The 26355-nt window shown below is 71.0% G+C and carries 23 protein-coding genes; 8 read left to right on the top strand and 15 right to left on the bottom strand.

From position 1 onward, the window contains the following. The first annotated feature begins 17 nt into the window (after positions 1–17). The 3 genes from BM204_RS07280 to BM204_RS07270 all read left to right on the top strand — a co-directional run bounded on the left by BM204_RS07280 (position 18) and on the right by BM204_RS07270 (position 2068). On the top strand, positions 18–878 hold the full coding sequence (locus BM204_RS07280) for an MBL fold metallo-hydrolase (protein WP_091111634.1): 861 nt from the start codon (positions 18–20) through the stop codon (positions 876–878). A 68-nt stretch (positions 879–946) separates the two neighbouring features. Beyond that, a complete protein-coding gene (locus BM204_RS07275; RefSeq protein WP_091111632.1) occupies positions 947–1168 on the top strand; it encodes a hypothetical protein in 222 nt (73 codons plus the stop codon). Positions 1169–1219: 51 nt separating this feature from the next. After that, positions 1220–2068, top strand: a complete 849-nt coding sequence (locus tag BM204_RS07270) for a DUF3097 domain-containing protein (RefSeq protein WP_091111631.1) — start codon at positions 1220–1222, stop codon at positions 2066–2068. Between the two features lie 309 nt (positions 2069–2377). On the opposite strand, the gene BM204_RS23420 is transcribed toward BM204_RS07270, so the two are convergent. From BM204_RS23420 to BM204_RS07245, 5 genes are all read right to left on the bottom strand, one after another. Continuing rightward, positions 2378–2923 (bottom strand): TM2 domain-containing protein, encoded by a 546-nt coding sequence (locus BM204_RS23420; RefSeq protein WP_091111629.1) that lies wholly within the window; start codon positions 2921–2923, stop codon positions 2378–2380. 43 nt (positions 2924–2966) lie between these two features. Further along, a complete protein-coding gene (gene hemW / locus BM204_RS07260) occupies positions 2967–4178 on the bottom strand; it encodes a radical SAM family heme chaperone HemW (protein WP_091111627.1) in 1212 nt (403 codons plus the stop codon). A 262-nt stretch (positions 4179–4440) separates the two neighbouring features. Next, positions 4441–6261, bottom strand: coding sequence for an AMP-dependent synthetase/ligase (locus BM204_RS07255; RefSeq protein WP_091111626.1), 1821 nt, complete (start codon positions 6259–6261; stop codon positions 4441–4443). 51 nt (positions 6262–6312) lie between these two features. Further along, positions 6313–7554 carry an MFS transporter gene (locus BM204_RS07250; protein WP_091111624.1) on the bottom strand — a complete coding sequence of 414 codons (1242 nt, stop codon included), beginning with the start codon at positions 7552–7554 and terminating at the stop codon, positions 6313–6315. Continuing rightward, a complete protein-coding gene (locus BM204_RS07245; protein WP_091111623.1) occupies positions 7551–8204 on the bottom strand; it encodes an MOSC domain-containing protein in 654 nt (217 codons plus the stop codon). Before BM204_RS07245 ends, BM204_RS07250 begins: the two co-directional genes overlap by 4 nt. 112 nt (positions 8205–8316) lie before the next feature. Here BM204_RS07245 and BM204_RS07240 point away from each other — a divergent pair, with 112 nt between their 5' ends. Beyond that, entirely contained in the window at positions 8317–8706 is a 390-nt protein-coding gene (locus BM204_RS07240; protein ID WP_246166178.1) for a VOC family protein, read from the top strand. A 7-nt stretch (positions 8707–8713) separates the two neighbouring features. On the opposite strand, the gene BM204_RS07235 is transcribed toward BM204_RS07240, so the two are convergent. Continuing rightward, positions 8714–9274 (bottom strand): ribonuclease FAU-1 family protein, encoded by a 561-nt coding sequence (locus BM204_RS07235; protein WP_091111620.1) that lies wholly within the window; start codon positions 9272–9274, stop codon positions 8714–8716. A gap of 210 nt (positions 9275–9484) precedes the next feature. Next, on the bottom strand, positions 9485–10390 hold the full coding sequence (locus BM204_RS07230) for an aminoglycoside phosphotransferase family protein (protein ID WP_246166180.1): 906 nt from the start codon (positions 10388–10390) through the stop codon (positions 9485–9487). Between the two features lie 148 nt (positions 10391–10538). Here BM204_RS07230 and BM204_RS07225 point away from each other — a divergent pair, with 148 nt between their 5' ends. After that, positions 10539–10940 carry a hypothetical protein gene (locus BM204_RS07225; protein WP_091111616.1) on the top strand — a complete coding sequence of 134 codons (402 nt, stop codon included), beginning with the start codon at positions 10539–10541 and terminating at the stop codon, positions 10938–10940. Positions 10941–10955: 15 nt separating this feature from the next. Here the strand turns inward: BM204_RS07225 and lepA are convergent, their stop codons facing one another. After that, positions 10956–12863 (bottom strand): translation elongation factor 4, encoded by a 1908-nt coding sequence (gene lepA, locus BM204_RS07220; RefSeq protein ID WP_091111615.1) that lies wholly within the window; start codon positions 12861–12863, stop codon positions 10956–10958. 90 nt (positions 12864–12953) lie between these two features. On the opposite strand from lepA, the gene BM204_RS07215 reads away from it, so the two are divergent. After that, complete coding sequence (locus BM204_RS07215) at positions 12954–13895, top strand: phosphotransferase family protein (protein ID WP_246166181.1); 942 nt, start codon at positions 12954–12956, stop codon at positions 13893–13895. A gap of 141 nt (positions 13896–14036) precedes the next feature. Further along, the gene (gene rpsT / locus BM204_RS07210) at positions 14037–14294 is read left to right on the top strand and encodes a 30S ribosomal protein S20 (protein WP_091111612.1); all 258 of its coding nucleotides are present in this window, start codon (positions 14037–14039) and stop codon (positions 14292–14294) included. Positions 14295–14363: 69 nt separating this feature from the next. Here the strand turns inward: rpsT and holA are convergent, their stop codons facing one another. From holA to BM204_RS07180, 6 genes are all read right to left on the bottom strand, one after another. Further along, on the bottom strand, positions 14364–15338 hold the full coding sequence (holA, locus tag BM204_RS07205) for a DNA polymerase III subunit delta (protein WP_091111610.1): 975 nt from the start codon (positions 15336–15338) through the stop codon (positions 14364–14366). A gap of 43 nt (positions 15339–15381) precedes the next feature. Next, a complete protein-coding gene (locus tag BM204_RS07200; RefSeq protein WP_246166184.1) occupies positions 15382–17700 on the bottom strand; it encodes a ComEC/Rec2 family competence protein in 2319 nt (772 codons plus the stop codon). Positions 17701–17716: 16 nt separating this feature from the next. Then, a complete protein-coding gene (locus tag BM204_RS22950) occupies positions 17717–18706 on the bottom strand; it encodes a ComEA family DNA-binding protein (RefSeq protein WP_218031181.1) in 990 nt (329 codons plus the stop codon). Positions 18707–18967: 261 nt separating this feature from the next. Next, on the bottom strand, positions 18968–19822 hold the full coding sequence (locus BM204_RS07190) for a DegV family protein (protein WP_091111607.1): 855 nt from the start codon (positions 19820–19822) through the stop codon (positions 18968–18970). Positions 19823–19860: 38 nt separating this feature from the next. Then, complete coding sequence (gene leuS / locus BM204_RS07185; RefSeq protein ID WP_091111605.1) at positions 19861–22353, bottom strand: leucine--tRNA ligase; 2493 nt, start codon at positions 22351–22353, stop codon at positions 19861–19863. 143 nt (positions 22354–22496) lie between these two features. Further along, entirely contained in the window at positions 22497–23123 is a 627-nt protein-coding gene (locus BM204_RS07180; protein WP_174813003.1) for a TetR/AcrR family transcriptional regulator, read from the bottom strand. 238 nt (positions 23124–23361) lie between these two features. On the opposite strand from BM204_RS07180, the gene BM204_RS07175 reads away from it, so the two are divergent. After that, positions 23362–24123: an SDR family NAD(P)-dependent oxidoreductase gene (locus tag BM204_RS07175; RefSeq protein WP_091111604.1), complete on the top strand. Its 762-nt coding sequence runs from the start codon at positions 23362–23364 to the stop codon at positions 24121–24123. A gap of 112 nt (positions 24124–24235) precedes the next feature. On the opposite strand, the gene BM204_RS07170 is transcribed toward BM204_RS07175, so the two are convergent. Continuing rightward, positions 24236–26305: a PhoX family protein gene (locus BM204_RS07170; protein WP_091111602.1), complete on the bottom strand. Its 2070-nt coding sequence runs from the start codon at positions 26303–26305 to the stop codon at positions 24236–24238. Positions 26306–26355 lie beyond the last annotated feature (50 nt).

The raw sequence follows: 26355 nt of genomic DNA, 5'->3' as shown, positions 1-26355 counted from the left end.
ACGCCTACGCTGGGCGGATGGGGTTCCTCGAGGTCGCCGACCGGGTCTGGGTCGCGCGCCACGCGTGGTTCGACGTCAACGTCACGCTGGTGGGTGGCTCCCGCGGCCTGCTGCTCGTCGACACGCACGCCTCCAGCCTCGCGGCCCGCGGTGTCGTCGACGACATCCGCGCCCTGGGCGTCGGCGAGGTGACCGCGATCGTCAACACCCACGAGCACTTCGACCACACCTTCGGCAACCAGGTCCTGCGCGCCGCCTACGGCGCCGTGCCCATCCACGCGCACGAGACCGCCGCCGAGCAGACCCTGGCCGCGGGCGACCGCATCAAGGCGCTCTACACCGCCGACACGACCGACCCCCACCGCGACGAGGTCCTCGCGACCGAGGTCGTGCCGGCCGACCACACCTTCTCCTCCGCCGTGGCGCTCGACCTCGGCGACCGCCTCGTCGAGCTGGTCCACCCCGGACGCGGGCACACCGCCGGGGACCTCGTCGTGCGGGTGCCGGACGCGGACGTGCTCCTCGCCGGCGACCTGGTCGAGGAGTCCGAGGAGAGCGGCGGTGTGCCGGGCTTCGGCGAGGACTGCTACCCGCTCGAGTGGCCCCTGACCCTGGACATCGTGCTCGGACTGACCACCTCGTCGAGCGTCGTGGTTCCCGGCCACGGCGCGGTGGTCGACCGCGACTTCGTCGAGGACCAGCGCAACCAGATCGGGATCCTGGCCGAGACCGTGCGCGACCTCGCGTCCCGCGGCGTCCGGGTCGAGGACGCCGTGGCGGCCGGCGAGTGGCCGTTCCCGGCGCAGCGGCTGGGCTCCGCCGTACGACGCATCTACGAGCAGCTGCCCCGCAGCCAGAAGCGCCTACCGCTCATCTAGCTCCTCCTCATGTCGTCTCATCTCGTCGGGTGAGTCGCGACGTCGTGGCCGCGGGCTAGGTTCGGAGCATGAGCGAATCCGAGAACGAGCCCGAGATCGGCATCGGCGACGACCAGCTGCCCGAGGACCTCCAGCCCGGAGAGGACAACCCGCTGGCCGAGGGTCTCGACGACGGCGAGACGGTGGACGACCTGCTCACCGACGGCAAGAGCGCCGAGGAGAGCCCGGACGCGAGCCCGGACGCGAGTGCGGACGACGGCGAGGAGTCAGACGGGTCACAGCACAACTGAGCCCGGCGCGGCAGACCACCACTGTCGGCGGTGCCGCCTAGCGTGGTCGGTGTGAACGACCGTTACGGCAGCGACGTGCTCTCCGGTGACTGGAAGGTCCCCCAGCGGGGCCGGGCGGTCGAGACGCCCTCCGAGCTGGGCATGGTCGTCGAGGAGGTCACCACCGACTGGGTCGGGGAGATCGTCGCGATCGACCGCGACCTCGACACCCTGACATTGGAGGACCGCCGCAGCCGCCGGCGCACCTTCCCCCTCGGGCCCGGCTTCCTGCTCGCGGGCAAGCCGGTGATCCTCACCCGTCCGGTCCGCGCGGGTGCTCCGGCTGCGCCGACCCGCACGGCCTCCGGGTCGGTCGCCGTCCACGGCGCGAAGGCCCGCGTCGCCCGGGCCAGCCGGATCTTCGTCGAGGGCCGCCACGACGCGGAGCTGGTCGAGAAGGTCTGGGGTGACGACCTGCGACTCGAGGGTGTCGTCGTGGAATACCTCCAGGGCGTCGACGACCTCGTCGAGCACCTGCGCGACTTCGACCCCGGCCCGGAGCGCCGGGTCGGCGTGCTGGTCGACCACCTGGTCGCCGGCTCCAAGGAGAGCCGGATCGCCCAGCAGGTCGCCGCCTCCCCCGTCGGGCGCCACGTGCTGGTCGTGGGTCACCCCTTCATCGACGTGTGGGCCGCGGTCAAGCCCGACCGGATCGGGGTCGCGGCCTGGCCCGACGTCCCGCGCAGCATCGAGTGGAAGAAGGGGATCTGCCGCGCGTTCGGCTGGCCCCACGCCGACCAGGCCGACATCGCCCGGGCCTGGCAGCACATCCTGTCGCGCGTGCAGTCCTACGACGACCTCGAGCCGGCGCTGCTCGGCCGCGTCGAGGAGCTCATCGACTTCGTCACCGGCTCCGGCTGATCGTCGCGTCCTCGCTGGCGGGGGCGCTTGGCTGCGCACCGGGGTGCATGACTACCCGGATGTCCGGGGACTCTTGCGCTTGTCCGCCACTCCAGCCGGGCAGTTCGCGCCGTACGACGTGACACGCACGCTCAGCGCTGGTCGCTCGGGCTCGAACTTCCGACAATCGGCTTCGGCGCCGTCAGCCGGTCAAGCCCGAGACCGCAGCTCGCCTCAGCCTCTCGACGCCGCCTCGCTTGCACTCGGCGGGCTCGACCACCGGACGGAGCGGCTCGAACACCGAGCGGGGCTCGGCAGACGGACGACAGGTCAGCTGCGGAGCATCAACCCGTTGGCGTCCTTGGAGTCGCTGGCCAGCATGATGATCCCGTCGATGACCGGCCACAGCGCGCCGATGCCGCAGGTGAAGATCGTGACGAGCAGCTGGGCGATCCCGATGCCGCTGTCACCGATGTAGAAGCGCCCGATCCCGAAGGGCACCAGGATCTGGAGCAGTCCTGCGACGACCTTGGACTTGTCGGAGTAAGGGATGCCCGTCACCGGGTGCACCCCGTAGGGCGCTCCCGGACCCGCCGGGCCGGCGCCGTAGGTCTGGTAGGGCATCTGGGCGTAGGGCTGCTGCCCGTAGGGCGGCTGGCCGTAGGGCGCCTGGCCGTAGGGCGGCTGGGCCGGCTGGCCGTAGCCCTGCTGGTCAGGGCCCGGCTGGCCGTAGGACGGCTGCTCGTAGGACGGAGGCGGGGCCTGCGGGTCGCCGTAGGGCGGCGGGGGCGGAGGCGTCGCACCGTAGGGCGAGTCGCCGCTGGAGGGATCGTGCGGCTGGTTCGGCTCGTACGGGTTCTCGGGTCCCTGCGTCATGGACGAAGCCTATGCCCTGCGCGCCGCCCCATGGTCGAGTGCATCAGGGAAGCAGGTCGCGCACGACTGCATCGGCGAGCAGGCGACCACGACGGGTGAGGACCAGCCGGTCCGTCACCGGCTCGAGCAGCCCGTCGCCCACCAGGGCCGGCACCGCGGCGAGACCGACGGCGTCCAGCACGGCAGGTGGCAGGCCGTCGCGCAACCGCAGCTCGAGCAGCACCCGTTCGACGCGACGGCTCTCCGGGTCGAGCACCTCGCGGGCGTGGGCCGGGCTGAGGCCGCGGGCCAACCGGTCGGCGTAGGCCGCCGGGTGCTTGACGTTCCACCAGCGCACCCCGCCGACGTGGGAGTGCGCGCCGGGGCCGATGCCCCACCAGTCCCCGTCGGTCCAGTAGCCCAGGTTGTGCCGGCACCGGGCCTCGTCGTCGCGTGCCCAGTTGGAGACCTCGTACCAGCCCAGCCCCGCCGCGGTCAGCCGGTCGTCGGCCAGGTCGTACTTGTCGGCGAGGTCGTCCTCGTCGGGCATCGGCAGCTCGCCGCGGCGGACCCGGCGCGCCAGGGCGGTGCCGTCCTCGACGATCAAGGAGTACGCCGACACATGGTCGGGCGCGCACGCGAGCGCCTCGTCGAGGCTCCGGGCCCAGTCGTCGAGCGACTCCCCCGGCGTGCCGTAGATGAGGTCGAGGCTGACCTGCTCGAAGCCGGCCTCGCGGGCCCACCGCACCACGTCCGGCACACGACGCGGGTCGTGGGTGCGGTCGAGGACCGCGAGCACGTGCGGCACGGCCGACTGCATGCCGAACGAGATCCGGGTGAAGCCCGCTTCCCGCAGCGCCGCGAGGTCGGCCGGGCTCACGCTGTCGGGGTTGGCCTCGGTCGTGACCTCGGCCCCGGGAGCCAGGCCGAACTCCTCGGCGACCGCGCCGAGCATGGCACCGAGGTCGGCCGGGGCGAGCAGGGTAGGCGTGCCGCCGCCGAGGAAGACCGTGTCGACGCGGACCTCGACGTCGCCCAGGACCTGGCGTGCTCGTCGTACCTCGGCGACCGCGGAGGCAGCGTAGGTGACGCGTGAGGCACCCGGGCCGAGCTCCTCGGCGGTGTAGGTGTTGAAGTCGCAGTAGCCGCAGCGCACCGTGCAGAAGGGGACGTGCACGTAGAACCCGAACGGCCGATCCCCCAACCCGGCGAGCGCCTGCGCAGGAAGCGACCCGTCCTCTGGAGCCGGGTCACCGGGAGGCAGGGCGGACGGCACCGGACCATTCTCCCACCCTCCGGATCGACGATCAGACCGGGACGTTGAGGGAGATCGTGTAGCCCTGCCCGACCGAGCCGGTGACGGTGGCCATCTGCAGCGAGACCCCGTCGGAGAACACGTCGTCGCTCTCGAGGCTGGTGGCGTGGACCGGGCTGGAGCCGGTGCTTAAATGACGAACGGGTGCCGGCGGTCTCCCGCCGACACCCATTCGAACCGGGCGGCCTGTGCGTCCCCTGTGAGGAGACGGTGGCCAGCCTGATCAGCCGTAGAAAGCGGCGATCCGCTCCCCGTTGTTCTTCTCTACGACGTTGCGCTTGACCTTCATCGAGGGGGTCAGCTCACCGGACTCGATGGTCAGGTCGTGGTCGAGGATCTCCCACTTCTTGATCGTCTCCCAGCGGTTGAGGCGCGCGTTGAGCTCCTCCACGTAGCCGGCGACCATCTCGTGCGCCTTGTCGGACTTCACGATGTCGGTGTAGGAGGCGCTGGACATATCGTTCTCCTCGGCCCAACCGACCATCGCGTCGGGGTCGAGGGTGACCAGGGCGACGACGAAGTTGCGGTCGTTGCCGAAGACCATGAACTGGCTGGCGTAAGGGCAGATCGCCTTGAAGTTGGCCTCGATCGCGGACGGCGCGATGTATTTGCCGCCCGAGGTCTTGAACAGGTCCTTGATGCGGCCGGTGATGGTGAGGTAGCCCTCGGAGTCGAGGCTGCCCTTGTCGCCGGTGCGCAGCCAGCCGTCGTCGGTGAGCGTCTTGGCCGTCTCCTCGGGCAGGTTGTGGTAGCCGTTCATGACGTGGGGACCGCGCAGCAGGACCTCGTCGCCCTCGCCGATCTTGACCTCGGTGCCGGGCAGTGCGCGCCCGACGGTGCCGATCTTGTTGTCGTCGGGGTGGTTGACCGTGGCACCGGCGGAGTTCTCCGTCATGCCGTAGCCCTCGAGGATCACGATGCCGGCGGCGTTGAACCACTCGGCGATCTCGCGGTTGAGCGCGGCCGAGCCGGAGATGAAGAACCGGACCCGACCACCGAACCGCTCGCGCACCTTGCTGAAGACCAGCTTGTCGAAGAGCGCATGCTGGAGCTTGAGCATCAGCGGGACCGACTTGCCGTCACGCTTGCGACGGTCGACCTCGAGGCCGACGGCGAAGGCCTTCTTGAAGATCTTCTCCTTGGCGCCACCCTCCGCAGCCTGCATCGTCTGGATCCGGCCGTAGGCCTTCTCGAAGATGCGAGGAGCCGCACCCATGAAGGTCGGCTTCACGATCGAGCAGTTCTCGACGATCTTGTCGACGCGACCGTCGATGGCGGCAGCGAAGCCGCAGGCCATCTGCGCGGAGAGCAGCACCTTGCCGAAGGAGTGCGACATCGGCAGCCAGCGGAACTCCAGGTCGCTCTCGGAGAGGATCCCCTGGACCTGGATGGACATGCCCTCATAGACCCAGGACTTGTGCGTCAGGCGCACGCCCTTGGGCCGCCCGGTCGTGCCCGACGTGTAGATCAGGGTCGCGAGCTGGTCGGGCGCGATCGAGGCCGCGGTGGTCTCGATGATGTCGGGGTGCGCCGCGAGGTGGGCGTCGCCGAGTGCCGCCAGGTCGTCCATCGAGATGACCCAGTCGTCATCGGTGGTCCCCTCGAAGGTCACGACCTTCATCAGGTGCGGCAGCTCGGACTTGTGCTCCCTGAGCTTGGCGATCTGCTCGTCGTCCTCCGCGAAGACGATGCGCGACTCCGAGTCGCCCAGGATGTAGGCCGTGTCGACGGAGTTGGTGGTCGGGTAGACGGTGGTCGTGGCGCCACCGGCGCACACGATGGCGAGGTCGGCGAAGATCCACTCGTAACGGGTCGCGGAGGCGATGCCCACCCGCTCCTCCGGACCGATCCCGAGCGAGAGCAGGCCCGCTGCGAGGCTGCGGACGCGCTCGCCGGTCTGCTTCCACGTGATCGACGTCCAGTCGTCGCCGACGGGGTAGCGGAAAGCTTCAGAGTCGGGCGACGCGGCTACTCGGTCGAGGAACTGCACCGCCATGTTCTGCGTGAGATTGTCGACGAAGGTCGTGTCGTGATTGACAGGCATGCCACTCCTGGGTCAGGCCGAGACGGATGGTGTGGGAAGTAACCTAGATCACTACCCCTGCCGGCCGGTAGGCGCCTCGACGGCGAGCCGCGACTCCTTCGACCGCACCGCCCACCGAACCGTCGGACCGGTCAGGAGCGATGCCCCCAGCAGTATCGCTCCGAGCAGCAGCCAGCCCACCCCGCCGAGCGCCAGCGGCAGCAGGGCGATGACCATCGGGGCGAGGAACGAGCTGATCGAGAACGTCATCCCCCAGACGCCCTGGTACTGGCCCATCGCCTCCTCCGGCGGCAGCTCGAAACCCAGCACGAACGACGCCGACGCCTGGGCGAGCTCACCCGCGACGTGCAGCAGCGCGCCCGAGACGAGCAGCGTCGCGGCCAGCACCGCGGACACCCGGCCGCTCAGCCCGAAGACCGCGCACGCCGCGAAGAACAGCTCCCCCGCGACGAGGTTGGCGCGCACCGCCGCCTCGACGGTCGCGACCCGCTTGGCGACGGCGACCTGGGCGACCACGACAATGACGGTGTTGATGACCATCAGCACCGCGACCAGCCACCGCGGCGCCTCGGTCTCGTTGACCACCCACAGCGGGATCGCCAGCTCGAGGATCCAGTACTGCATCGTGACGACCGAGCTCACGACCACGACCGCGACGAACGGCAGGTCGCGCAGTGCGGTCAGCATTGCGAGCCCCTGGCCCGCTGGCCTGGGTGGCACGTGCGGCACCCGGGCCAGCAGCACCGCCGTGACGACGTACGACGCCACGTCGAGGTAGAGCACCGCCAGGTAGGCCTCGCGGGTGTCGAAGTGGAGCGCGATCGCGGCGATCCCGGTGCCGACCGTCATGCCGACGTTGGTGACCGACCTCAGGTAGGCCTTGGTGGTCGCCCGCCCGGCCCCCTGGACCAGTCCCGCGATCAGCGCCCCACGCACGGCACCGGCGCCACGGTCGAGCACCGCGATGACGCTCGTGACCAGCACGAACTGCCACCACTGCGTCACCAGCAGGAGCAGCCCGGTCAGCGCCGCGATCACCAGCACGAGCGCGACCTGCACCTCACGGGGGCCGCGCAGGTCGGCGAGGTGGCCGATCGGCACGCCGGCGAAGAGCGCGACACCGGCCGCGATGCTCAGCCCGGCCCCCACCTCCACGATCGAGAACCCGACGATCCGGGTGAAGTAGAGCGCGCTGAGGGTGAAGAAGATGCCGTTGCCCATCGTGTTGACGAGCGTTGCGACCGCCATCCGACGTACGGCGGGCTCCTCGGGCAGCAGGTCGTCGAGCCTCACAACGACATGTTGGCGACGTAGGCCGAGGCCTTGTCGTGTGCTTCGGCGACGAGGCCGTCGACCTCGAGGAGGCGCGGCAGCAGCGTCGGCTCCGTGTGCAGGGCGCGGAACATCATCGAGACGGTCACGCCGTGCCCCGGCTCGTGGATCACCGTGATCTGGTCGCCGGCCTGGATGACGCCGGGGACGAGGACGCGCAGGTAGGGGCCAGGGCGCCCCTCGGACGCGAAGCGCTTGACCCAGGCGGTGTTGTCGTAGCCGCCGCGGCCCATCCACATCTTGAAGTCGTTGCAGGGCGTGCGGATCGAGGCGACCTCGAGCACGACGTCGGCGCCGACGCGCCAACGCTCGCCCACCTCGGCCTCGTTGACGTCGATGCCGGAGGTCGTCAGGTTCTCCCCGAACTGGCCGTCGCGGATCGGCTGGCCCAGGACCTGGGTCCAGTGGTCGAGGTCCTCGCGCGCGAAGGCGTAGACGGCCTGGTCGATGCCGCCGTGGTGCCGGATGTCGGAGACCTGGTCGCCGGCTATGCCCAGCGGACCGACCTCGACGGGGCCGACGACTGCCGCCTTGTCGATCGACGTGCGGCCGATCGCGGCCCACGCGGCCTCGCGGGGACGACCGACGTTGACAGAGCGCAGGAGGGGCATGGCGCCCATCCTCTCCGACGCGCATGCCCCGCGGCGACCGGGTTTGTGCCGTCCCGTCACGATCCGGTCACGACCCGGGTGAGCGGCCCCCTCGCCAGGAGAGGGTGAGGGCATGCGATCACGGACACCCGGCATGTGGTGGGGCAACGCCATCGAGGCCCCGGACCCCAGCGCCCTCGCCCACTTCTACTCCGACCTCCTCGGCTGGCCCGTCGGCCACGAGGAGCCCGGCACCGCGATCGTCGCGCCTGCTCCCGAGGGGCCCTACCTGGTCTTCCAGCAGGTCCACGCCGCCGACTGGGTGCCGCCCGTGTGGCCACCGGTCGTCGGAGAGCAGCGGGCGATGATGCACCTCGACTTCCAGGTGGGCGACCTCGAGGAGGCCGTGGGTGAAGCGGTCGCGCTCGGCGCGACGCTGGCCGAGCAGCAGCCACAGGACCACGTGCGGGTCCTGCTCGACCCGGCCGGTCACCCGTTCTGCCTGTGCCGCGACGACGGCTGAGGCCGCCTCACCCAGGGAAGGCGGCGTCGTCCGTGGTCGGCGACCAGTCGGCCCACGAGGACCACCAGTGCTCGCCCCGGTCCAGCGCGGCTTCGACGTGCGCAGCGTCGGCAAGGACGTCGAGGACTGTCTGCGCCGAGATCCGCCCCTCCGTGCGCTGGTGGTGAAGGTCCGTGACGTCCTTCCAGTGTCGCTGCCCGTCGGCATCGATCACGAGGTCGAGCCCGTAGTCGTTCGTGTCGATGTGACCCGGACCGCGACTCAACGGCGCCTCGAAGTTGATGTACCAGTGGCGGAACGACCCCTCTGGCGTGAAGAATTTCCAGACGCTGTAGAGGTCGCCCGCTCGATGGAGCTGGAGGACGATGGAGCCACCCCACTGCGAGTGACGGGCCCAGGGGTGGACACCGAACGAGTGGCTCGGGAAGGTGAACGTCGAACCCGGGTCGAGCTGCACGGCCAGCCGGTCGCCGTCGTCGTGGACCACCGTCACCGGCGAGGTGAGCCAGAGCTCGCCATGGAGCACCTCCCGACGCTCGATGACCTGGCCGGTCTGGAACATATCCATGACCGGAGAGTAAGGGAGTGACGACGTCGACTGTCGACGCTCGTGAGAGGGGTCCACGTGGACCCCTCTCACGAGCGTGAGGGTGGTGCCCCGGGTTGGTCGCGCGACGTAAGCGCCTGGTGGTTCCACGTCCTGAGGTCGTGGGCAGCGGAACCTCCGGCTCTGCGATGAGTGCGCCTGATGTGTCAGCAACGTGATGGAGAAGGACACCTACTCCTGGACCGCCTTGGCGATCGCCACGCAGGTGGTCAGCCAGGTCGGGTCGGGGTCGCCGTCCTGGATCGCCCACAGGGCGTTGTGCAGCATCCGCACGACCACCCAGTCGCGGGCCCGGTCCTCGTCCAGGCCGGCCGCGTCGATGGTCGCGTGGAAGCGCCGGCGCACTCCCCCGCGGATGTCGCCCGCAAGCTCGTCGAAGCGGTTCCACAGCAGCGGCGCGACCTCGTAGTGCGGATCGCCGTTCATCGGCTTGGGGTCGATGGCCAGCCACGGCGCCCGGTCGGCCGCCAGCACGTTGGCGAAGTGCAGGTCGCCGTGGAGCACGCGATCGACGCCGGCGGGGTCGGCGACCAGGTCGCGGCCGAGCGACACCGCCTGCTCGACCAGTCGGCGAGGCAGCGGCGCGCTGCGCGGCAGCGAGCCGAGCGCGGCGCCCCACCGCTCGACGTACGACGTGAGGGTGCGCAGCTGCGGCAGTGCGGGTCGGTGGAGGTGGACGTAGAGACCGCCGACGATCTCGCACGCCTCGATGTCCCCGTGGTCGGAGAGGTCGGTGGGGTGCAGCCGCTCGAGCAGCAGCGCCCGCCGACGCGGGTCGGCCCGCAGCAGGGCGACCGCGCCGCGCCCGTGCCAGTGCTGCAGGGCCAGCGCCTCGTGCTCGGACTCGTCGTCGGGAAAGGCCACCTTGAGCACCGCCCGGTCCTGCTCGTGCCGCACCGGCACCACCACGGACGCGTAGCCGTGCATCGCCGGCCCGTCGGGCACCAGCTCCCACTCCTCCAGCAGCCCTGCGACCACGCCCGGCAGCGCGGCGACGTACGACGCCCAGTCGGGACCGCGGGTGGCGAACGCCCGCACGGCGTCGGGCAGGTCGACGTGCCGGCGCGGGGTGTTCACCCGACCATCCTGCCGGGCGCGCGGTGAGCCACAGGACTCCGCGTCGAGTGGATCGACCTGACCGACCGGCCGGCGGTGGCCGACCTGCCGGCCCGCGTCACACCCGCCGTCGTGGCGCACCCCGCGGCCGTGATCCCGCCGCACTGCCATGCCCGTCCCGGTCCTGGGTGAGGTGCTGGTGATCGGCAGCGACGACAGCCACCGGCTGCGCCAGGGCGACATCACCCCGGCGATGACCGCCGCCGTGGGGCTCGACGACGGGATCCCGGTGGGCCGGCCCGGGGACCCTGCGCGGGACGACGTCTGGTTCACCACCGACTGGCTGGACACCGCACGCGCCCAGGAGGCGTTGGGCTTCCAGCACCACTCCTGGCCGGCCATGCTGGCCGAGATCCGGGCCGGAGCCGGGTGGCAGCGCTACCTGCTGCGCCTGGCGGCGCCGATCATGCATGAGGTGCTGCGGCGCCGCGCGTCGCCGTACTCCTCGATGCCGGGGCCCACGCCGACCCGGCCGCCGCGATCGAGGCCCGGTGGGGCTGCGACGCGGTGACCGCAGACTGACGGGCTACTTCTTGCCGGACTTCTCGCCCGACGGGGCGTTGGAGAGCGCGGCGATGAACGCCTCCTGGGGGACCTCGACGCGGCCGACCATCTTCATCCGCTTCTTGCCCTCCTTCTGCTTCTCCAACAACTTGCGCTTGCGGGTGATGTCGCCGCCGTAGCACTTGGCGAGGACGTCCTTACGGATCGCGCGGATGTTCTCGCGGGCGATCACCCGCGCACCGATCGCGGCCTGGATCGGCACCTCGAACTGCTGGCGCGGGATGAGCTCCTTGAGCTTGCCGGCCAGCATGACGCCGTAGGCGTAGGCGGCGTCCTTGTGGACGATCGCGGAGAACGCGTCGACCGGCTCGCCCTGGAGCAGGATGTCGACCTTGACGAGGTCGGCCGCCTGGTCACCGGAGCGCTCGTAGTCGAGCGAGGCATAGCCCTTGGTGCGCGACTTCAGCTGGTCGAAGAAGTCGAAGACGATGTCACCCATGGGCAGGACGTAGCGCATCTCCACGCGGTCCTCGGAGAGGTAGTCCATGCCCTGCAGCTGGCCGCGCTTGTTCTGGCACAGCTCCATGATCGTGCCGATGTAGTCCGAGGGACTCAGGATCGTGGCGCGCACGACGGGCTCACGGACCTCGGCGATCTTGCCCTCGGGGTATTCGCTGGGGTTGGTGACCTCGATGACGCTGCCGTCCTCCATGACCACCTCGTAGACCACGTTGGGCGCGGTCGAGATGAGGTCGAGGTTGAACTCCCGCTCGAGGCGCTCACGCACGATCTCCATGTGCAGCAGGCCGAGGAAACCGCAGCGGAAGCCGAAGCCCAGGGCGCCGGACGTCTCGGGCTCGTAGGCCAGCGCGGCGTCGTTGAGCTGCAGACGCTCGAGGGCGTCGCGCAGCGTCGGGTAGTCGTCGCCGTCGATCGGGTAGAGCCCGGAGTAGACCATCGGGTTGGGGTGCTTGTAGCCGCCGAGCGCCTCGGTCGCGCCGTGGTGCTGGCTGGTGACGGTGTCACCCACGCGCGACTGACGCACGTCCTTCACGCCGGTGATCAGGTAGCCCACCTCGCCGACGCCGAGGTCGCGAGACTTCACGGGCTCGGGGCTGATCACGCCGACCTCGAGCATCTCGTGCACGACGCCGTTGGACATCATCTTGATCCGGTCGCGGTGGCTGAGCTTGCCGTCGACCACACGGACGTAGGTGACGACGCCGCGGTAGGTGTCGTAGACGGAGTCGAAGATCAGCGCGCGCGGCGGGGCATCGGCGTCACCGACGGGGGCCGGGGTCTGCTTGACGATCTCGTTGAGCAGCGCCTCGACGCCCAGACCGGTCTTGGCCGAGGTCTGCAGCACGTCAGCGGGGTCGCACCCGATGATCCCGGCGAGCTCCGCGGCGTATTTCTCGGGCTGCGCCGAAGGCAGGTCGATCTTGTTGAGCACCGGGATGACGTGGAGGTCAGCGCCGAGGGCGAGGTAGAGGTTGGCCAGCGTCTGGGCCTCGATGCCCTGGGCGGCGTCGACCAGCAGCACGGCTGCCTCGCAGGCCTCGAGGGAGCGCGAGACCTCGTAGGTGAAGTCGACGTGACCGGGGGTGTCGATCATGTTGAGCACGTAATCCCCGGGCTCGGCGCCCTGGTCGTTGCCGACCGGGACGTTCCACGGCATGCGGACCGCCTGGCTCTTGATCGTGATGCCCCGCTCGCGCTCGATGTCCATGCGGTCGAGGTATTGAGCACGGGCCGCGCGGGCGTCGACGACGCCCGTCAGCTGGAGCATCCGGTCGGCCAGCGTCGACTTGCCGTGGTCGATGTGCGCGATGATGCAGAAGTTGCGGATGATCGCCGGATCGGTCTGGCCGGGGGAAGGCAGGTTCTGGGGCACGGACGACTCTCGGTGGTGTTCGGGGGGACGCCTCATTCTCCCACACGGCCCCGGACATCCCTGCCTCAGCGAGCACCCCGCGAACCGGTTCGCGTGGCCCGGGGCCGGTGGCGGAGGATGGGCCGCGTGATCGAGTCACCCCTCCCCCACGGCAGGACCGCCCGCCGTCTCGAGTGGACCTTCCTCCCGCCCCACATCCGCGCCCTGGTCGAGCAGCACTGCGGCTCCCGGGTCGTCTCGGCCATCTCGCAGGGCGCGGGCTTCACCCCCGGCTTCGCATCGGTGCTGGTGTGCGAGGACGGTTCGCGGCACTTCGTGAAGGCGGCGTCGACCAAAGCGCAACGGATGTTCGCCGACTCCTACCGCGAGGAGGCCCGCAAGCTGAGCGCCCTGCCGGCGACGGCTCCCGCGGCTCCGTTGCGCTGGTTCCACGACGGCGAGGACTGGGTCGTCCTGGGGCTGGAGTACGTCGACGCGCGAGCGCCGCGACGTCCCTGGACGCAGGCGGACCTCGACGCCTCGATCGCGATGCTCGAGCGAGCGGCCCAGGCACTCACCCCGCCGCCCGAGGGGCTCACCCTGGACCCGTTCGCCGTCGAGTTCGCCGACTTCCCCGGCCACTGGGACCACGTCCGCGCCACTCGACCCGGCCTGGCCCACCAGGAGGAGGCCGCGGCGCTGGCCGCTCGCTTCGTGGAGGTCACCGCGGGCGACACCGTCGTCCACACCGATGTCCGCGACGACAACATCCTCATCGGCCCCGACGGGTCGGCCATCCTGTGCGACTGGAACTGGCCGGCGGTCGGCGCGGCCTGGCTCGACACCGTCTTCTTGATGATCGGTCCGCGCGGCGACGGGCTCGACGTCGAGAGCGCCCTGGCCAACGCCACCCTGACCCGGGACCTGCCGGCCGAGCACGTCGACATCGTGCTGGCCCTCCTGGCCGCCTTCTTCATGCGCCAGTCCGACGAGCCGGTGCCGCCGACCTCTCCTCACCTCCGCGACGCGCAGTGGTGGCAGGGCGAGGTGGTCTGGGACTGGCTGTGCGAGCGTCGGGGGTGGGAGTGAGCGTCCTGGGCAGCCATCGCGTCCGATTTGGGTAGCCGGACGGCCCGCTGCTAATCTTGCCCGTCGCGTGTCCGGCAGGAGCCTGCGCCGACCGCAACCTCCAGACCTGAGACAGCATTCCCCCAAGACGAAGGCGTAGCAGTGGCCAACATCAAGAGCCAGATCAAGCGCAACAAGCAGAACGAGAAGGCGCACGAGCGCAACAAGGCTGTGAAGAGCAACCTGAAGACCGCCGTCCGCAAGTTCCGCGAGGCCGCCGAGACCGGCTCCGCCGACGCCGTGGCCCTCGGCCATGACGCCGCGCGCAAGCTCGACAAGGCTGTTTCCAAGGGCGTCATCCACAAGAACCAGGCGGCCAACCGCAAGTCGGCCATCGCCAAGAAGTCGGCAACGCTCTAGTCAAGCAGCCGCGCACCGTGCGACCCGTCAGAGAATCTCTGACGGGTCGTCGTGCGTCGTGGGGCGTCCTCAGCGCTGGTCGCGCAGTGCGGTCACCGTGAGCACGAGGCGCTCCAGGGTGTAGGACGGGTCGCTGGCGGCGCCCTTGATGTCGGCGTCTGCCTTGGCGACGGCGCGGATCACCCGCGCCAGCCCGGCGTCGGACCACCCTCGGGACTGGTCGCGGATCGAGCGCAGCTTCCACGGGGGGACGCCCACCTCGCGGGCCAGGTCGGCCTCGCGTATCCCACGCAAGGCGCCCTTGTAGCGGGCCAGCCCGCGCGCGCTGCCGGCGAAGGCCGACGTCACCAGGACCGCGGGGGTGCCGCCGTCGAGGGCCCACCGCAGCTCCTCGAGGGCGGCCGTGCGGCGCCCGGAGAAGGCAGCGTCGGCAACCGCGAAGGACTTGGCCTCGGCCCGTCCGCCGAAGTACTGCTTGACCCGGTCGACCGTCAGCTGCTGATCCGGGAAGTCGTTGGTGAGCTGGTGGGCCGCGGCCGAGAGCGAGCGCAGGTCGTGTCCGACGGCCTGGACGAGGAACAGCGCGGCCTCCTGCTCGATGGTCGAGCCGTGGACACGCACCTCGGAGGCGACGAACGCGGGGAACTCCGAAGCCTTGAGCTCGCCCGACTTGGACTCGGTGACGGTGGCCAGCTTGCGGAGCTTTGTCAGCACTCCGGATCCCTTGGGGCCACCGCCGTGGACCAGCACCAGCGCGACGTCCTCGGCGGGCGAGGCGGCGTAGCCCAGCAGGCCGTCGACCGACTCGTCGGGCAGCTGCTCGAAGGAGCGCACCACCACGCACCGGATCGCGGAGAACAGCGACGGCGCGGAGAGCTCGCCCAAGGTGGCGAGCGTCAGCTCGGCCGCGCCGGTCTCGGAGAACTCCGACTCGGGGTCGTGGGAGCGGACCACCTCACGCACCACGGTGATCGTGCGCTCGTTGAGGAACTCCTCCTTGCCGGTCACCAGGGTGACCCGACCGAGGACGTCTCCCGCACGCATGGGGCAACCTTCCCACACCCCTCCGACAGCCCGACGTCCTCCCTCAGCGGCCCACGGCCGCCACCACGCCACCCTCGACGACGACCGCGAGATCGCCCGCGGTGTCGGTGCGGAGAACCTCGGTGCCGGTCCGCTCCAGCGCGTCGAGGACCTCCCCCGCCGGGTGCCCGTAGTCGTTGTCGGCACCCACCGACACCAGTCCCACCTCCGCCCGCAGGGACGTGAGGAAGTCGAGGTCCTGGTGGCGGCTGCCATGGTGGGGCACCTTGAGCACGTCGACGTCGAGCCCTGGGAGCATCCGGGCCAGGGCCGCCTGACCCGGCGGCTCGAGGTCGCCGGCGAGCAGGATCCGCACCCCCCGCACCTCGGCGAGCAGCACGACACTGGCATCGTTGGCGTGGCTCCCGTCGCCGGTGCCCTCGGTGGGCGAGCCCGGCAGCGGCCACAGGACCTGGAGGGCCACCTCACCCACGACGCGGGTCTCGGCGTAGGGCGCGACGAGGGGCGCGAGCCCCGCCGCCGCTGCGGTGCTGAGCACCGCCTCGACCCCGGAGGTCGGGTCGAGCATCCGCGACGTCTCCACCTCCCCGACCTCGCGACCGTCGAGGGCGCCACCCAGTCCGTCGACGTGGTCGGCGTGGAAGTGGGTCAGGACCACGAACGGGACGACGTCGATGCCGAGGTCGTCGAGGCACCCGTCGACGGCTGAGGGGTCCGGCCCCACGTCGACCACGACCGCGGTGCGGGGACCGGCTCGCAGCACCAGCGCGTCCCCCTGACCTACGTCGCACATAACGAGCACCCAGCCTGCGGGGGGCCAGCCTGGGCTGGGCAGCCGTGCCGTCACCCCCACCACCATCACGATCGCGAGACCGACGGCCGCCAGCGGTCGGCGCAGGAGCCAGGGCGCAGCCACGGCCAGGACGACGCAGAGCAGTCCGAGCCCGGCCACGGACCCGACGCCCGCCTCCCAGTCCAGCGCTGCGCCCGGGAGGTCGGCGCCGCGTCGCGCGACCGCGACGATCCAGCCGACGCACCAGGCGGCGCCGGTCCCCACGACGGAGCCGGCGGCCGGGATCGCGAGCCCGAGCAGCCCGCCGGCGAGCCCGAGGACGGTGGCCGGCCCGACCGCAGGCGCAACGGCAAGGTTGGCGACGACCGCGACCAGGCTGACCTGCCCCGAGATGGCGGCCACGACCGGGGTGCAGGCCAGCTGGGCCGCCGCCGGGACCGAGACCGCCTCTGCCACCCAGCGCGGGAGCCAGCGTGCCAGTGCGTCACGCCACCCGGGCGCGAGGACGACGATGCCGGCCGTGGCGAGCACCGAGAGGGCGAAGCCGACCGAGACCGCGAGACCCGGCTGCACGAGCAGGAGCACGACCACGGCGACACCGAGCGCCCGGAAGGCGCGCTGCTGGCCGTTGGAGCCCATTGCCAGCAGCCCGACCACGCCCATCACCGCGGCGCGGAGCACGCTCGGCTCGGTGCGGGCCAGCAGCACGAAGCCGAGGATGCCCAGCGCCCCAACGGCGTAGAGCCAGCGTCCGCGCACGCGACACCAGCGCGCCAGGATCAGCAGGAAGCCGACGACCAGGGTCAAGTTGGTGCCCGAGACGGCCGTCAGGTGGGTCAGCCCGGTGGTGCGGAAGTCGTCGGCGAGCGCCGGGTCGAGCCCCGCGTCGTCGCCGTCGACGAGCGCAGGCACGAGAGCCCGTTGGTCGTCGGGGCGGTGTGCGACCGAGGCCCGGATCGAGGCCCGGACGGCACCAGCTCCCCGCCACCACACGTCGGGGCGCTCCAGGACGACCGGATCGCGGGCCGATGTCAGCACGGCGGCGAGGTCACCACCGTCGGCCGGCGCCAGGAGACCGGACGTGCGCACCCGCGATCCCAGCGCCGCAGCTGCCCAGGCCTCACCACCGATCACCAGCACCGGGGTGGCCAACCGGTGGGTGACGCCCCGACCGGTGACCTCACGGACCTCGAGACGCAGCAGCACCTGCTCGGCGAAGCGTCCCGACACCGGCCTCGGGTCCGAGACCACGGTGCCGGTGAGCACCACCGCCGCCCGATCGCTGGCCAGCTCGGCCACCGGGTTGTCGCTGATGGCCTGCTGCCGCAGCACGGCAGAGCCCGCGACGGCCACGGCGACGAGCGCGAGGCCGACGACGGTGGCCCCGTGACGACGCCGCGAGGGGCCGGCCGCCGCTGCAGCCGCCACGGCGGCCACCGCGCCGAGAAGCACCCACACCCACGCGCCGAGCAGATGGGAGGCGAGAGCAGCGAGCCAGGCGACGACACCCAGCAGCGGCATCCGCAGGTCACGGGGCGCCCGTCCGGGGTCGTCATCATCGGGTCTCACCACCTGTCGCCCGACGTCAGATGGTCACGAACGGAGCGATCTGCTCCAACGTCGCGTCCCCGATGCCGTCGACCTCGAGCAGCTCCTCCACGGCCGAGAAGCCGCCGTGCTCGTCCCGCCAAGCGAGGATCGACTGGGCGGTCACGGGACCGACCTCCGGCAGGGTCTCGAGCTCGGCCTGGGTGGCCAGGTTGAGGTTGACGAGCGGGCCGGTCGCCCCAGGAACGGCTCCCGTGAGGCCGGGCACTGCCGGGGTCGTCACGGACGGGGGCCGCCCGACCAGGATCTGCTCGCCGTCGACGAGCAGACGCGCCAGGTTGATCCAGGACAGATCCACACCCGGGCGCGCGCCCCCGGCTGCCTCGAGCGCGTCGACCACCCGCGACCCGGTGTCGAGGACGGCGATCCCGGGTCGTCGTACTTTGCCGGCGACGTCCACCGTCACGGTCGTCGCTCCTGCCGTCCCGGCCCCCGTGGGGGGCGCGGACGCCGCGGGCAGCGCCACGAGCTCGGCGCCCGCGGGCGTGACGACCGGCGCAGTGGTGGGCGCCACCTCGGGGTCGCCTCGGACCACCCACCACGTGGTCAGGGCCAGCCCGATCGCCACCAGCACCGCGAGCACGGCGACCTGGGCGACCCCCAGACCGACACGTCCCCTCAGGGTGTCGGGCAGGGCGTCGGCCAGGCCGGGGCGTCGTCGACGGGCCGCATGCCTGCCGGGCACGGGCACCCACGGCGGCTCGGCGGCAGTCTCGGCCGTCTCGGAGCGGCGGGGCTCCTCATGAGGCGCCTTGAACGGCGGCACGACGACCAACGGTCGGCGCGCGCCTGCCACGCGTGTGTGCCCGTCCCACCACTCGCCTCCGGCGGCAGGCTCGACGACGGCCAGGGCCTCCGGCGACGCCCCCTCCTGCCCACCACGCGTGGCGGCCAGCTCCGCCCGCAGCTGCTCCAGCCGCCGCGCGACGGCAGCGTCGTGGTCCTGGCTCGAGCGTCGAGATCGCATGGAAGGACCGTAGGCAGGATCGGCGCCCGCGCCCTCGGGCCGGCTACGAGCCTGTGGACAACCCGCTCCATGGGCTGGATGTGGCCGACACCTGGCGCACCGGAGGCACGCGGACCAGCCGACTCCCGGGCGAGCGGTGATCTGTGGGCGATCGTCCCGCCGCCCCATCGCCCCGGGCTCACCCCCGACCGGCCGTCACCTTGCCCGTCACACCAGAACGGGTCAGGCCAACGCCCGCAGGCGCAGTCAGAACGGGTCAGGTCAGAGCCGCGGCGCGACGCAGACGGCGATCATGCCCGGGCCTACGTGCGCGCCGAGGACCGCGCCGAGCTCACCGCACCAGATCTCGCGGCCGTCGAGGTTGTCCTCGAGGCGGGACCGGAGCCTGTCGGCGAGGAGGTCGGCTCGCTCGGGGTTGGCGAGGTGGGCGACGCACAGGTCGATAGCGGCATCGCCGGCGGCGACCACGGCCAGCTCCTCGAGCCGAGCCAGCGCCTTCCCCGTCGTCCGGACCTTCTCCAGCGACGTCACGACGCCGTCCTCGATCGTGAGCAGGGGCTTGACCGCGAGAGCTCCCCCGAACAGCGCGGCGGCCGCACCGATGCGGCCGCCACGACGGAGGTACTCCAGCGTGTCGACGTAGAACAGCGACGAGCAGGCGTCGGCGCGGTCGCGGGCCGCGGCTGCGGCCGCCTCGACGGAGCCGCCCCGACCGATGACGTCGGCGGCCGCCAGGGCGGCGTAGCCGGTCGCGACCCCGACCTCGCGACTGTCGACGCACACGACCCGAACCGGGGCATCGCGCGCCGCGAGCTGGGCCGACTCGAAGGTGCCGCTCATGTCACCGGAGAGGTGCACCGAGAGGATCTGCTTGGCACCAGCGGCCGCCGCGCGCTCGTAGGCGTCCAGCATCGCCGCGGGCGCCGGGCGCGACGTGCTCACGGGGCGGAAGTCGCGCAGGGCCTCCGCGACTCGCGCCGGCGTGGCCTCCGCCGACCCCTCGTCGTGGGCGCGGGCACCGATCACGACCTGGAGCGGGACGACCAAGATCCCGCGCTCGGCCGCCACCTCCGGCGGGAGGCTGGCGGTCGAGTCAGTGACGACGACGACCGACATGTGGCAGAGAGTAGTGGCGAGCGCCGCACCGGTCGCGGTCAGACCACGATGTTGACGAGCTTGGGTGCGCGTACGACGACCTTGCGCACCTCGCGTCCGTCGATCGCCGCCACCACCGTGGGGTCGTCCATCGCCAGCGCCTCCAGGTCACCCTCGGTGATGTCGGGGGCCACCTCCAGGCGCGCCCTGACCTTGCCCTGGACCTGCACGACGGCCGTGACCGACTCCTCGACCAGCAGCGCGGGATCCACGACCGGCCAGCCCACCCGGGCGACGGTCGGCCGGTGGCCCAGCCGCTCCCACATCTCCTCCGCGGTGTACGGCGCCACCAGGGACAGCAGGATCGCCACCGTCTCCGCGGCCTCGCGGACCGCGGGGTCAGCCCCGCCGCTGCCCGAGTCGATGGCCTTGCGGGTGGCGTTCACCAGCTCCATCGTGCGAGCGACCATCACGTTGAACCGGTGCTTCTCGATCAGCACCTCGGCCTCGTGCACCGTCTTGTGGGTCAGCTTGCGCAAGCCGGTGTCACCGGTCGCCGGGTCGGCACCCGGCTCGCTGGTGACGTCACCACTCAGCCGCCAGGCCCGCTGCAGGAACCGCAACGAGCCGCCGGGCGACACGTCGGCCCAGTCGATGTTGTCCTCGGGCGGGCTCGCGAAGACCAGTGTCAGGCGCACCGCGTCGACCCCGAACTCCGCCAGCTGGTCGCCCAGGTTGATGCCGTTGCCCAGCGACTTGCTCATCTTGCGGCCGTTGTTGATGACCTTGCCCTGGGACAGGTAGGACGTGAACGGCTCGTCCCAGTCGACCAGGCCGATGTCACGCAGCGCCTTGGTGAAGAAGCGCGCGTAGAGCAGGTGCAGGACGGCGTGCTCGTCGCCGCCGACGTAGAGGTCGATCGGCCCCCACGCCCTGGCCTTCTCGGGGTCGAAGGCCTGGCTGTCGTCGTGCGGGGAGACGTAGCGGAAGAAGTACCACGACGAGTCCACGAAGGTGTCCATCGTGTCGGTGTCGCGAGTTGCCGGGCCGCCGCAGGTCGGGCACGCGACGTTGAGCCAGTCGGTGGCCGCCCCCAGCGGCGAGGTGCCCTTGGGCTTCAGGTCGGCGCCGCGCAGCTCGGGCAGCTCGACGGGCAGCTGGTCCTCGGGCACGGGGACCTCGCCGTCGACGGGGCAGTGGATGATCGGGATCGGGGCGCCCCAGTAGCGCTGGCGCGAGAGCAGCCAGTCACGCAGCCGGAAGTTGACCGTGCCGCGGCCCAGGCTCTTGGCCTCCAGGTAGGCGATCGTCGTCGACTTCGCCTCGACGACGCCCATCCCCGACAGGTCGATCTCGTCGTTGGCGGAGTTGATCGCCGGGCCGTCACCGGTGAAGGCCATGGTGTCGAGGCCCTCCCAGTCGGCGGGCGGCTGGACAGTGCGCACGATCGGCAGGTCGAAGGCCGTGGCGAAGTCCCAGTCACGCTGGTCCTGCGCCGGGACGGCCATGATCGCGCCGGTGCCGTAGTCGGCCAGGACGTAGTCGGCTGCGTAGACCGGGATCCGCGCGCCGGTCAGCGGGTTGACGGCGTGCACGCCCAGGAAGACACCGGTCTTGGGGCGGTCGGTCGACAGCCGGTTGATCTCGGTCTCCTTGCGGACCTCGACCAGGTAGTCGTCCAGCGCCCCACGGTGCTCGTCGGTCACCAGCTCGCCGGCCAGCGCTGCGTCGGCCGCCACCACCATGAACGTCGCACCGAACAGGGTGTCGGGGCGCGTGGTGTAGACCGTCAGCGGCTCAGGACGGCCTTCGACGACGAAGTCGACGTGGGCGCCCTCGGAGCGACCGATCCAGTTGCGCTGCGCGTTGATCACCTTCGCCGGCCAGGTCGGTTGCAGGTCGTCCAGGCAGTCCAGCAGCTCCTGGGCATAGGCCGTCGTGCGGAAGTACCACTGGGTCAGCTCGCGCTTGGTGACCTCGGCGCCGCAGCGCTCGCAGGCACCGTCGACGACCTGCTCGTTGGCCAGCACGGTCTGGTCGTGGGGGCACCAGTTGACCGGGGAGTTCTTGCGATAGGCCAACCCCTGCTCGCGCAGCTTCAGGAACAGCCACTGGGTCCAGCGGTAGTAGGAGGGGTCCGAGGTGTTGAACCGGCGCGACCAGTCGAAGCTCACGGCGTATTTCTGGAAGGACTCCAGCTGCGTCGCGATGTTGCCGTAGGTGTAGTCGGCCGGGTGCGCGTCGTTGCGGATCGCGGCGTTCTCGGCGGGCAGCCCGAACGAGTCCCAGCCCATCGGGTTGAGGACCTCGTAGCCCTTCTGCCACCAGTAGCGCGCGATCACGTCGTGCAGTGCGGTGACCTCGGCGTGACCCATGTGCAGGTCGCCGCTGGGGTAGGGGAACATCGTCAGCGCGTAGCGCTTCTCGCGCGGCGAGGAGTCGTCGGCGCGGAAGGGGTCGAGCTTCTCCCAGACCGGCTGCCACTTCTGCTCGGTGGCGGCGACGTCATAGGTGGCGGGCTCTTCTCGCGCATCCGTCGTTCGCTGGGTCATCGTCTTCTCTCTCGGCTCTGGTCGGACCTCATCGGAGCACAAAAAAGCCCCTCGAGCACGAGGGGCAGCCGCGGCGACGTGTGCGTGTCGACGCGGCTAGATAAGAAGAAGGGTCCAGCTCATGGGCCCAGGATAGCGGACCTTCAGGCCGGCGCAGGCGCCAGCATGAGGGGCATCAGCTCGTGGACCTGGGCCGCGATCACGTCCAGCGCGGCCGGGTCGTCGTTGAGGTGGCCGAGCAGCGCCTGCTGGAACAGCCCGTCCAGGACGCCGTACGCCGCACCCGACGGCATGGCGGTCGGGCGTCCGGCCAGCTCGGAATAGCGCGAGACCACGCGCCAGATCATCTCCTCGAGCGCGGCGTCGATCATCGTGACCGACTCGCGCAGCGACTCCTCGAACATGCTCTGCGTGCGCATGTCGTACCAGAGGCGGTGCATCGGAGCCTCCTCGCGCAACGTCTCGACGAGCTTGGCACCGAAGGAGTCGAGCAGCTCCTCGGCGGTGGTCGAGTCGGCCACCACGGCGTCGTAGCGGGTCACGCACTGGGCCTTGTAGTAGCGGACGCAGTAGATGATCAGCTCGAGCTTGTCGTGGAAGTAGTAGTGCACGACGCCGTGGCTGAACTGGGAGTTGGTCGCGATCTCGCGCAGGCTGGTGCGGGCGTAGCCGCGCTCCCCCAGCGTCCGCAACGCCGACTCAGCGAGCTGTCTGCGGCGCTCGTCGTGATTGTCTGCCGGGCTCCGGCGGGTCCGTGTCGTCGTTGCCACGCGGCCCTCCTCCAGTGCTCGGACCCCCAGTCTAGGCGGGCAGGGTGTCAGGGCGTGGAGTTCTGCACCGCCGAGCTGATGGTGTCGGTCAAGGACCCGGCTGGGCACCGTCAAGACGCCGAAGCAGGGCGAGGTCTGGCCCGACCTGCCGCGCTCAAAGCTCGGCAAGAGGCTCAACACCGACTTCAAGCAGACACTGCTCGCCGCGGACGATCTCCCTCCTGGCTAGGGTCGGCCCATGACTGTGACTGACATGTTCCGACTGGATGACAAGGTGGCCATCGTCACCGGCGCTTCGAGCGGGCTCGGCGTCGCCTTCGCCCAGGGCCTGGCCGAGGCCGGCGCGGACCTGGCGCTGGGCGCGCGCCGCGTGGAGAAGATGGCCGACACCGCCGCCCTCGTGGAAGCCGCCGGGCGCCGCGCGCTGACGGTCGGCACCGATGTCGCCGACCCCGCCTCGTGCGCCAACCTGGTCGCCCTGGCGATGGAGGAGTTCGGCAGGGTCGACATCCTGGTCAACAACGCCGGCATCGGCACCGCCGTGCCCGCCACGCGCGAGACGCCCGAGCAGTTCCGCGGAGTCATCGACGTCAACCTCAACGGTTGCTACTGGATGGCGCAGGAGTGCGGGCGCGTCATGCAGCCAGGCTCCTCCATCATCAACATCTCCTCGGTCCTCGGCATCACCACCGCCGGGCTGCCTCAGGCGGCGTACGCCGCGTCGAAGGCGGGCCTCATCGGCCTGACCCGTGACCTGGCCCAGCAGTGGACCGGGCGCAAGGGCATCCGGGTCAACGCGATCGCCCCAGGCTTCTTCACCTCGGAGATGACCGACAGCTACCCCGAGGGCTACCTGGAGTCCCAAGGCCCCCGCATCCCCGCAGGTCGCAAGGGCGACCCGGCCGAGCTCGCCGCCACCGTGGTCTTCCTCGCCTCCGACGCAGCCGGCTACATCACCGGCCAGACGCTGCCCGTCGACGGCGGCATGACGATCACCTGACGGAGGTCACCCCAGGTCCGTCACCGACCAGGTGCGCAGCCTGGTCGGTGACGTGGCCACGCACCCGGTCGGGCGGTTGCGCGAGGTGGTGTGAGCCGGCCGGCCCGCCGACTCAGCGCCGGCGGTAGGCCACCACGACCGACGGACGCGGGAAGTCGTCGGTGTGCGGCCACGTGCTGGCCTGGTTCTCGAAGGTCGCGCCGTCGATCTCACCGGGGTGCTGGACGGCGAAGAACAGCGAGCGGTTCTTGTCGTAGATGAGCGGGCCGCACGCCTCGGCTCCGCGGGGCATCGTGACAAACTGGCGGACCTGCCCACGCAGCGGGCCCTGGGTGGGCACGCGGAAGATGCCGTCGTTGGACCCGAGGACGTTGCCGTCGGTCGAGATCCACAGCTGGCCCTCGTTGTCGAAGGTGACGTTGTCGGGGCAGCTGATGGGGCTCACCGTCGCCTTGTCCACGCCGCCGAAGTAGGTCTCGGCCGCGGCCGGGTCCCCGCACACGAGCAGCAGGTCCCAGGTGAAGCGGCTGGCCGCGTGGCCACCGACCGGCGTCATCTCCAGCACGTAGCCGTTGCGGTTGCCGGATGCGGAGGTGAGCGGTGCACCGGGGGACGCGCGCACCATCGACGACGCGAGCGGGTTGGCCTCGTCGACCGGGAGCTCGGGCTTGCCGCGGTTGGAGTTGTTGGTCAGCGCGGCGTAGACCTTGCCGTTGACCAGGTTGGGCTCGACGTCCTCGGGGCGGTCCATCTTGGTGGGGCCGACCTTGTCCGCGGCCAGACGCGTGAAGATGAGGACGTCGGCGACCGACATGCCCTCGACGTACGAGGTGGTGTCGGTGCAGAGCGGGAGCCACTGGCCGGTGCCGTCGTACTCGCCGTCCTCGGAGCCGTCGCCGCTGAACTTCGCGACCGACAGCGTGCCCTTCGTGAGGAGTGTCAGGTTGTGGCGGCGCGCCTTGGCCGTGCGGGCCGGGTCGAACTTCTCGGCCGAGACGAAGCGGTAGATGTAGTCACCGCGCTCGTCGTCACCCATGTAGGCGACGGCCTTGCCGTTCTTGGCGATCACGATGTTGGCGCCCTCGTGCTTGAAGCGGCCGAGCATCGTGTGCTTGCGAGGCGTGGAGGTCGGCGACATCGGGTCGACCTCCACGATCCAGCCGAAGCGGTGCGGCTCGTGCGGGTCGAGGGTGAGGTCGAAGCGGGAGTCGACCTCGCTCCAGCCCTTGCCCGTGCCGGTGATGCCGTAGCGGGCGTACTGCGCGGTGTAGCGCGCGTCGAGGGCGCCGGACTTGTCGAAGTACTGGTTGAAGTTCTCCTCGCCCGAGAGCACCGTGCCCCAGGGGGTCGAGCCGCCGGCGCAGTTGTTGAGCGTGCCGCGCGCGCTGCGACCCGAGGGGTCGTCGATCGTCATGAGCCGCTCGTCGCCGGCGGCGGGGCCGACGATCTTGAACTCGGTCTCGATGTGCAGCCGACGGTTGAGCTTGGCCTTGCGCAGGTTGGTCTCCGCACGCCAGTCGCCGGGGACGACCCCGCGCCGGATCTCGACCACCGACATGCCGTGGTTGCTCATCGCGATCGCCTTGATCTGGGCCGGCGTGTAGGTGTCGGCGGGAAACATCAGGTTCTCGTCGGTGTACTCGTGGTTGACCACCATGACGGCCTCGTCGCGACCGGTCGGCAGCACGCCGACGTAGTCGCAGTTGTAGCCGAACTGCTGGCGCGCCGCCTCGGGGGTCTGCTTCGCGGCGTCGAACGCAGGAGCGCCGGCGACGACCCGGTCGCCCCAGCGCATCACGACCGAGGTCGTGAAGCCCTCGGCCACCGTCACCGCGTCGCGCTTGTTGGGCGCGACCGCCTTGAAAGGGGACGTCGCCAGGTCGCCGGACGTGGCCCGGGCGGGCTGCACGGCGGCGGCCGACAGGCCACCGGAGGCCGCGCCCGTCCCGACCACGAAGGCTCCGGTGCCGACAGCGGCACCCTTGAGCACCGAGCGGCGCTGGACCGCCTTCGTGATCTCGTCCTGGATGTGACCGTTGTCGGTGCGGTTGGGCTCGGCGTGGTCGCAGGCGTTGCCGCACCGGAAGAAGCAGGTCATGCGGCTGCGCGAGCCGTGACGGTTCGTGGTCGTGGGCGTCACCGGCGTCAGTGACAGCAGCGGGCGCGAGGGCGTCTGGGTCATGGCCGCAGCCGACCAGCGCCCGGTGAACCGGATGGACCAGAGAGGTGACG

Source organism: Nocardioides psychrotolerans (assembly GCF_900113685.1).
GTDB classification, from domain to species: Bacteria; Actinomycetota; Actinomycetes; order Propionibacteriales; family Nocardioidaceae; genus Nocardioides; species Nocardioides psychrotolerans.
This window is presented reverse-complemented; position numbering and strand designations above follow the sequence as displayed.

Coding starts and splice junctions, on each gene's coding strand:
- BM204_RS22950 (WP_218031181.1), bottom strand. CDS start 18,706: ATGCGATCTCGACGCTCGAGCCAGGACCACGACGCTGCCGTCGCGCGG.
- BM204_RS07240 (WP_246166178.1), top strand. CDS start 8,317: ATGCGATCACGGACACCCGGCATGTGGTGGGGCAACGCCATCGAGGCC.
- leuS (WP_091111605.1), bottom strand. CDS start 22,353: ATGACCCAGCGAACGACGGATGCGCGAGAAGAGCCCGCCACCTATGAC.
- BM204_RS07225 (WP_091111616.1), top strand. CDS start 10,539: ATGCCCGTCCCGGTCCTGGGTGAGGTGCTGGTGATCGGCAGCGACGAC.
- lepA (WP_091111615.1), bottom strand. CDS start 12,863: ATGAGGCGTCCCCCCGAACACCACCGAGAGTCGTCCGTGCCCCAGAAC.
- BM204_RS23420 (WP_091111629.1), bottom strand. CDS start 2,923: ATGACGCAGGGACCCGAGAACCCGTACGAGCCGAACCAGCCGCACGAT.
- BM204_RS07190 (WP_091111607.1), bottom strand. CDS start 19,822: ATGTCGGTCGTCGTCGTCACTGACTCGACCGCCAGCCTCCCGCCGGAG.
- BM204_RS07255 (WP_091111626.1), bottom strand. CDS start 6,261: ATGCCTGTCAATCACGACACGACCTTCGTCGACAATCTCACGCAGAAC.
- BM204_RS07280 (WP_091111634.1), top strand. CDS start 18: ATGGGGTTCCTCGAGGTCGCCGACCGGGTCTGGGTCGCGCGCCACGCG.
- BM204_RS07170 (WP_091111602.1), bottom strand. CDS start 26,305: ATGACCCAGACGCCCTCGCGCCCGCTGCTGTCACTGACGCCGGTGACG.
- BM204_RS07235 (WP_091111620.1), bottom strand. CDS start 9,274: ATGGATATGTTCCAGACCGGCCAGGTCATCGAGCGTCGGGAGGTGCTC.
- BM204_RS07275 (WP_091111632.1), top strand. CDS start 947: ATGAGCGAATCCGAGAACGAGCCCGAGATCGGCATCGGCGACGACCAG.
- BM204_RS07245 (WP_091111623.1), bottom strand. CDS start 8,204: ATGCCCCTCCTGCGCTCTGTCAACGTCGGTCGTCCCCGCGAGGCCGCG.
- BM204_RS07175 (WP_091111604.1), top strand. CDS start 23,362: ATGACTGTGACTGACATGTTCCGACTGGATGACAAGGTGGCCATCGTC.
- holA (WP_091111610.1), bottom strand. CDS start 15,338: ATGCGTGCGGGAGACGTCCTCGGTCGGGTCACCCTGGTGACCGGCAAG.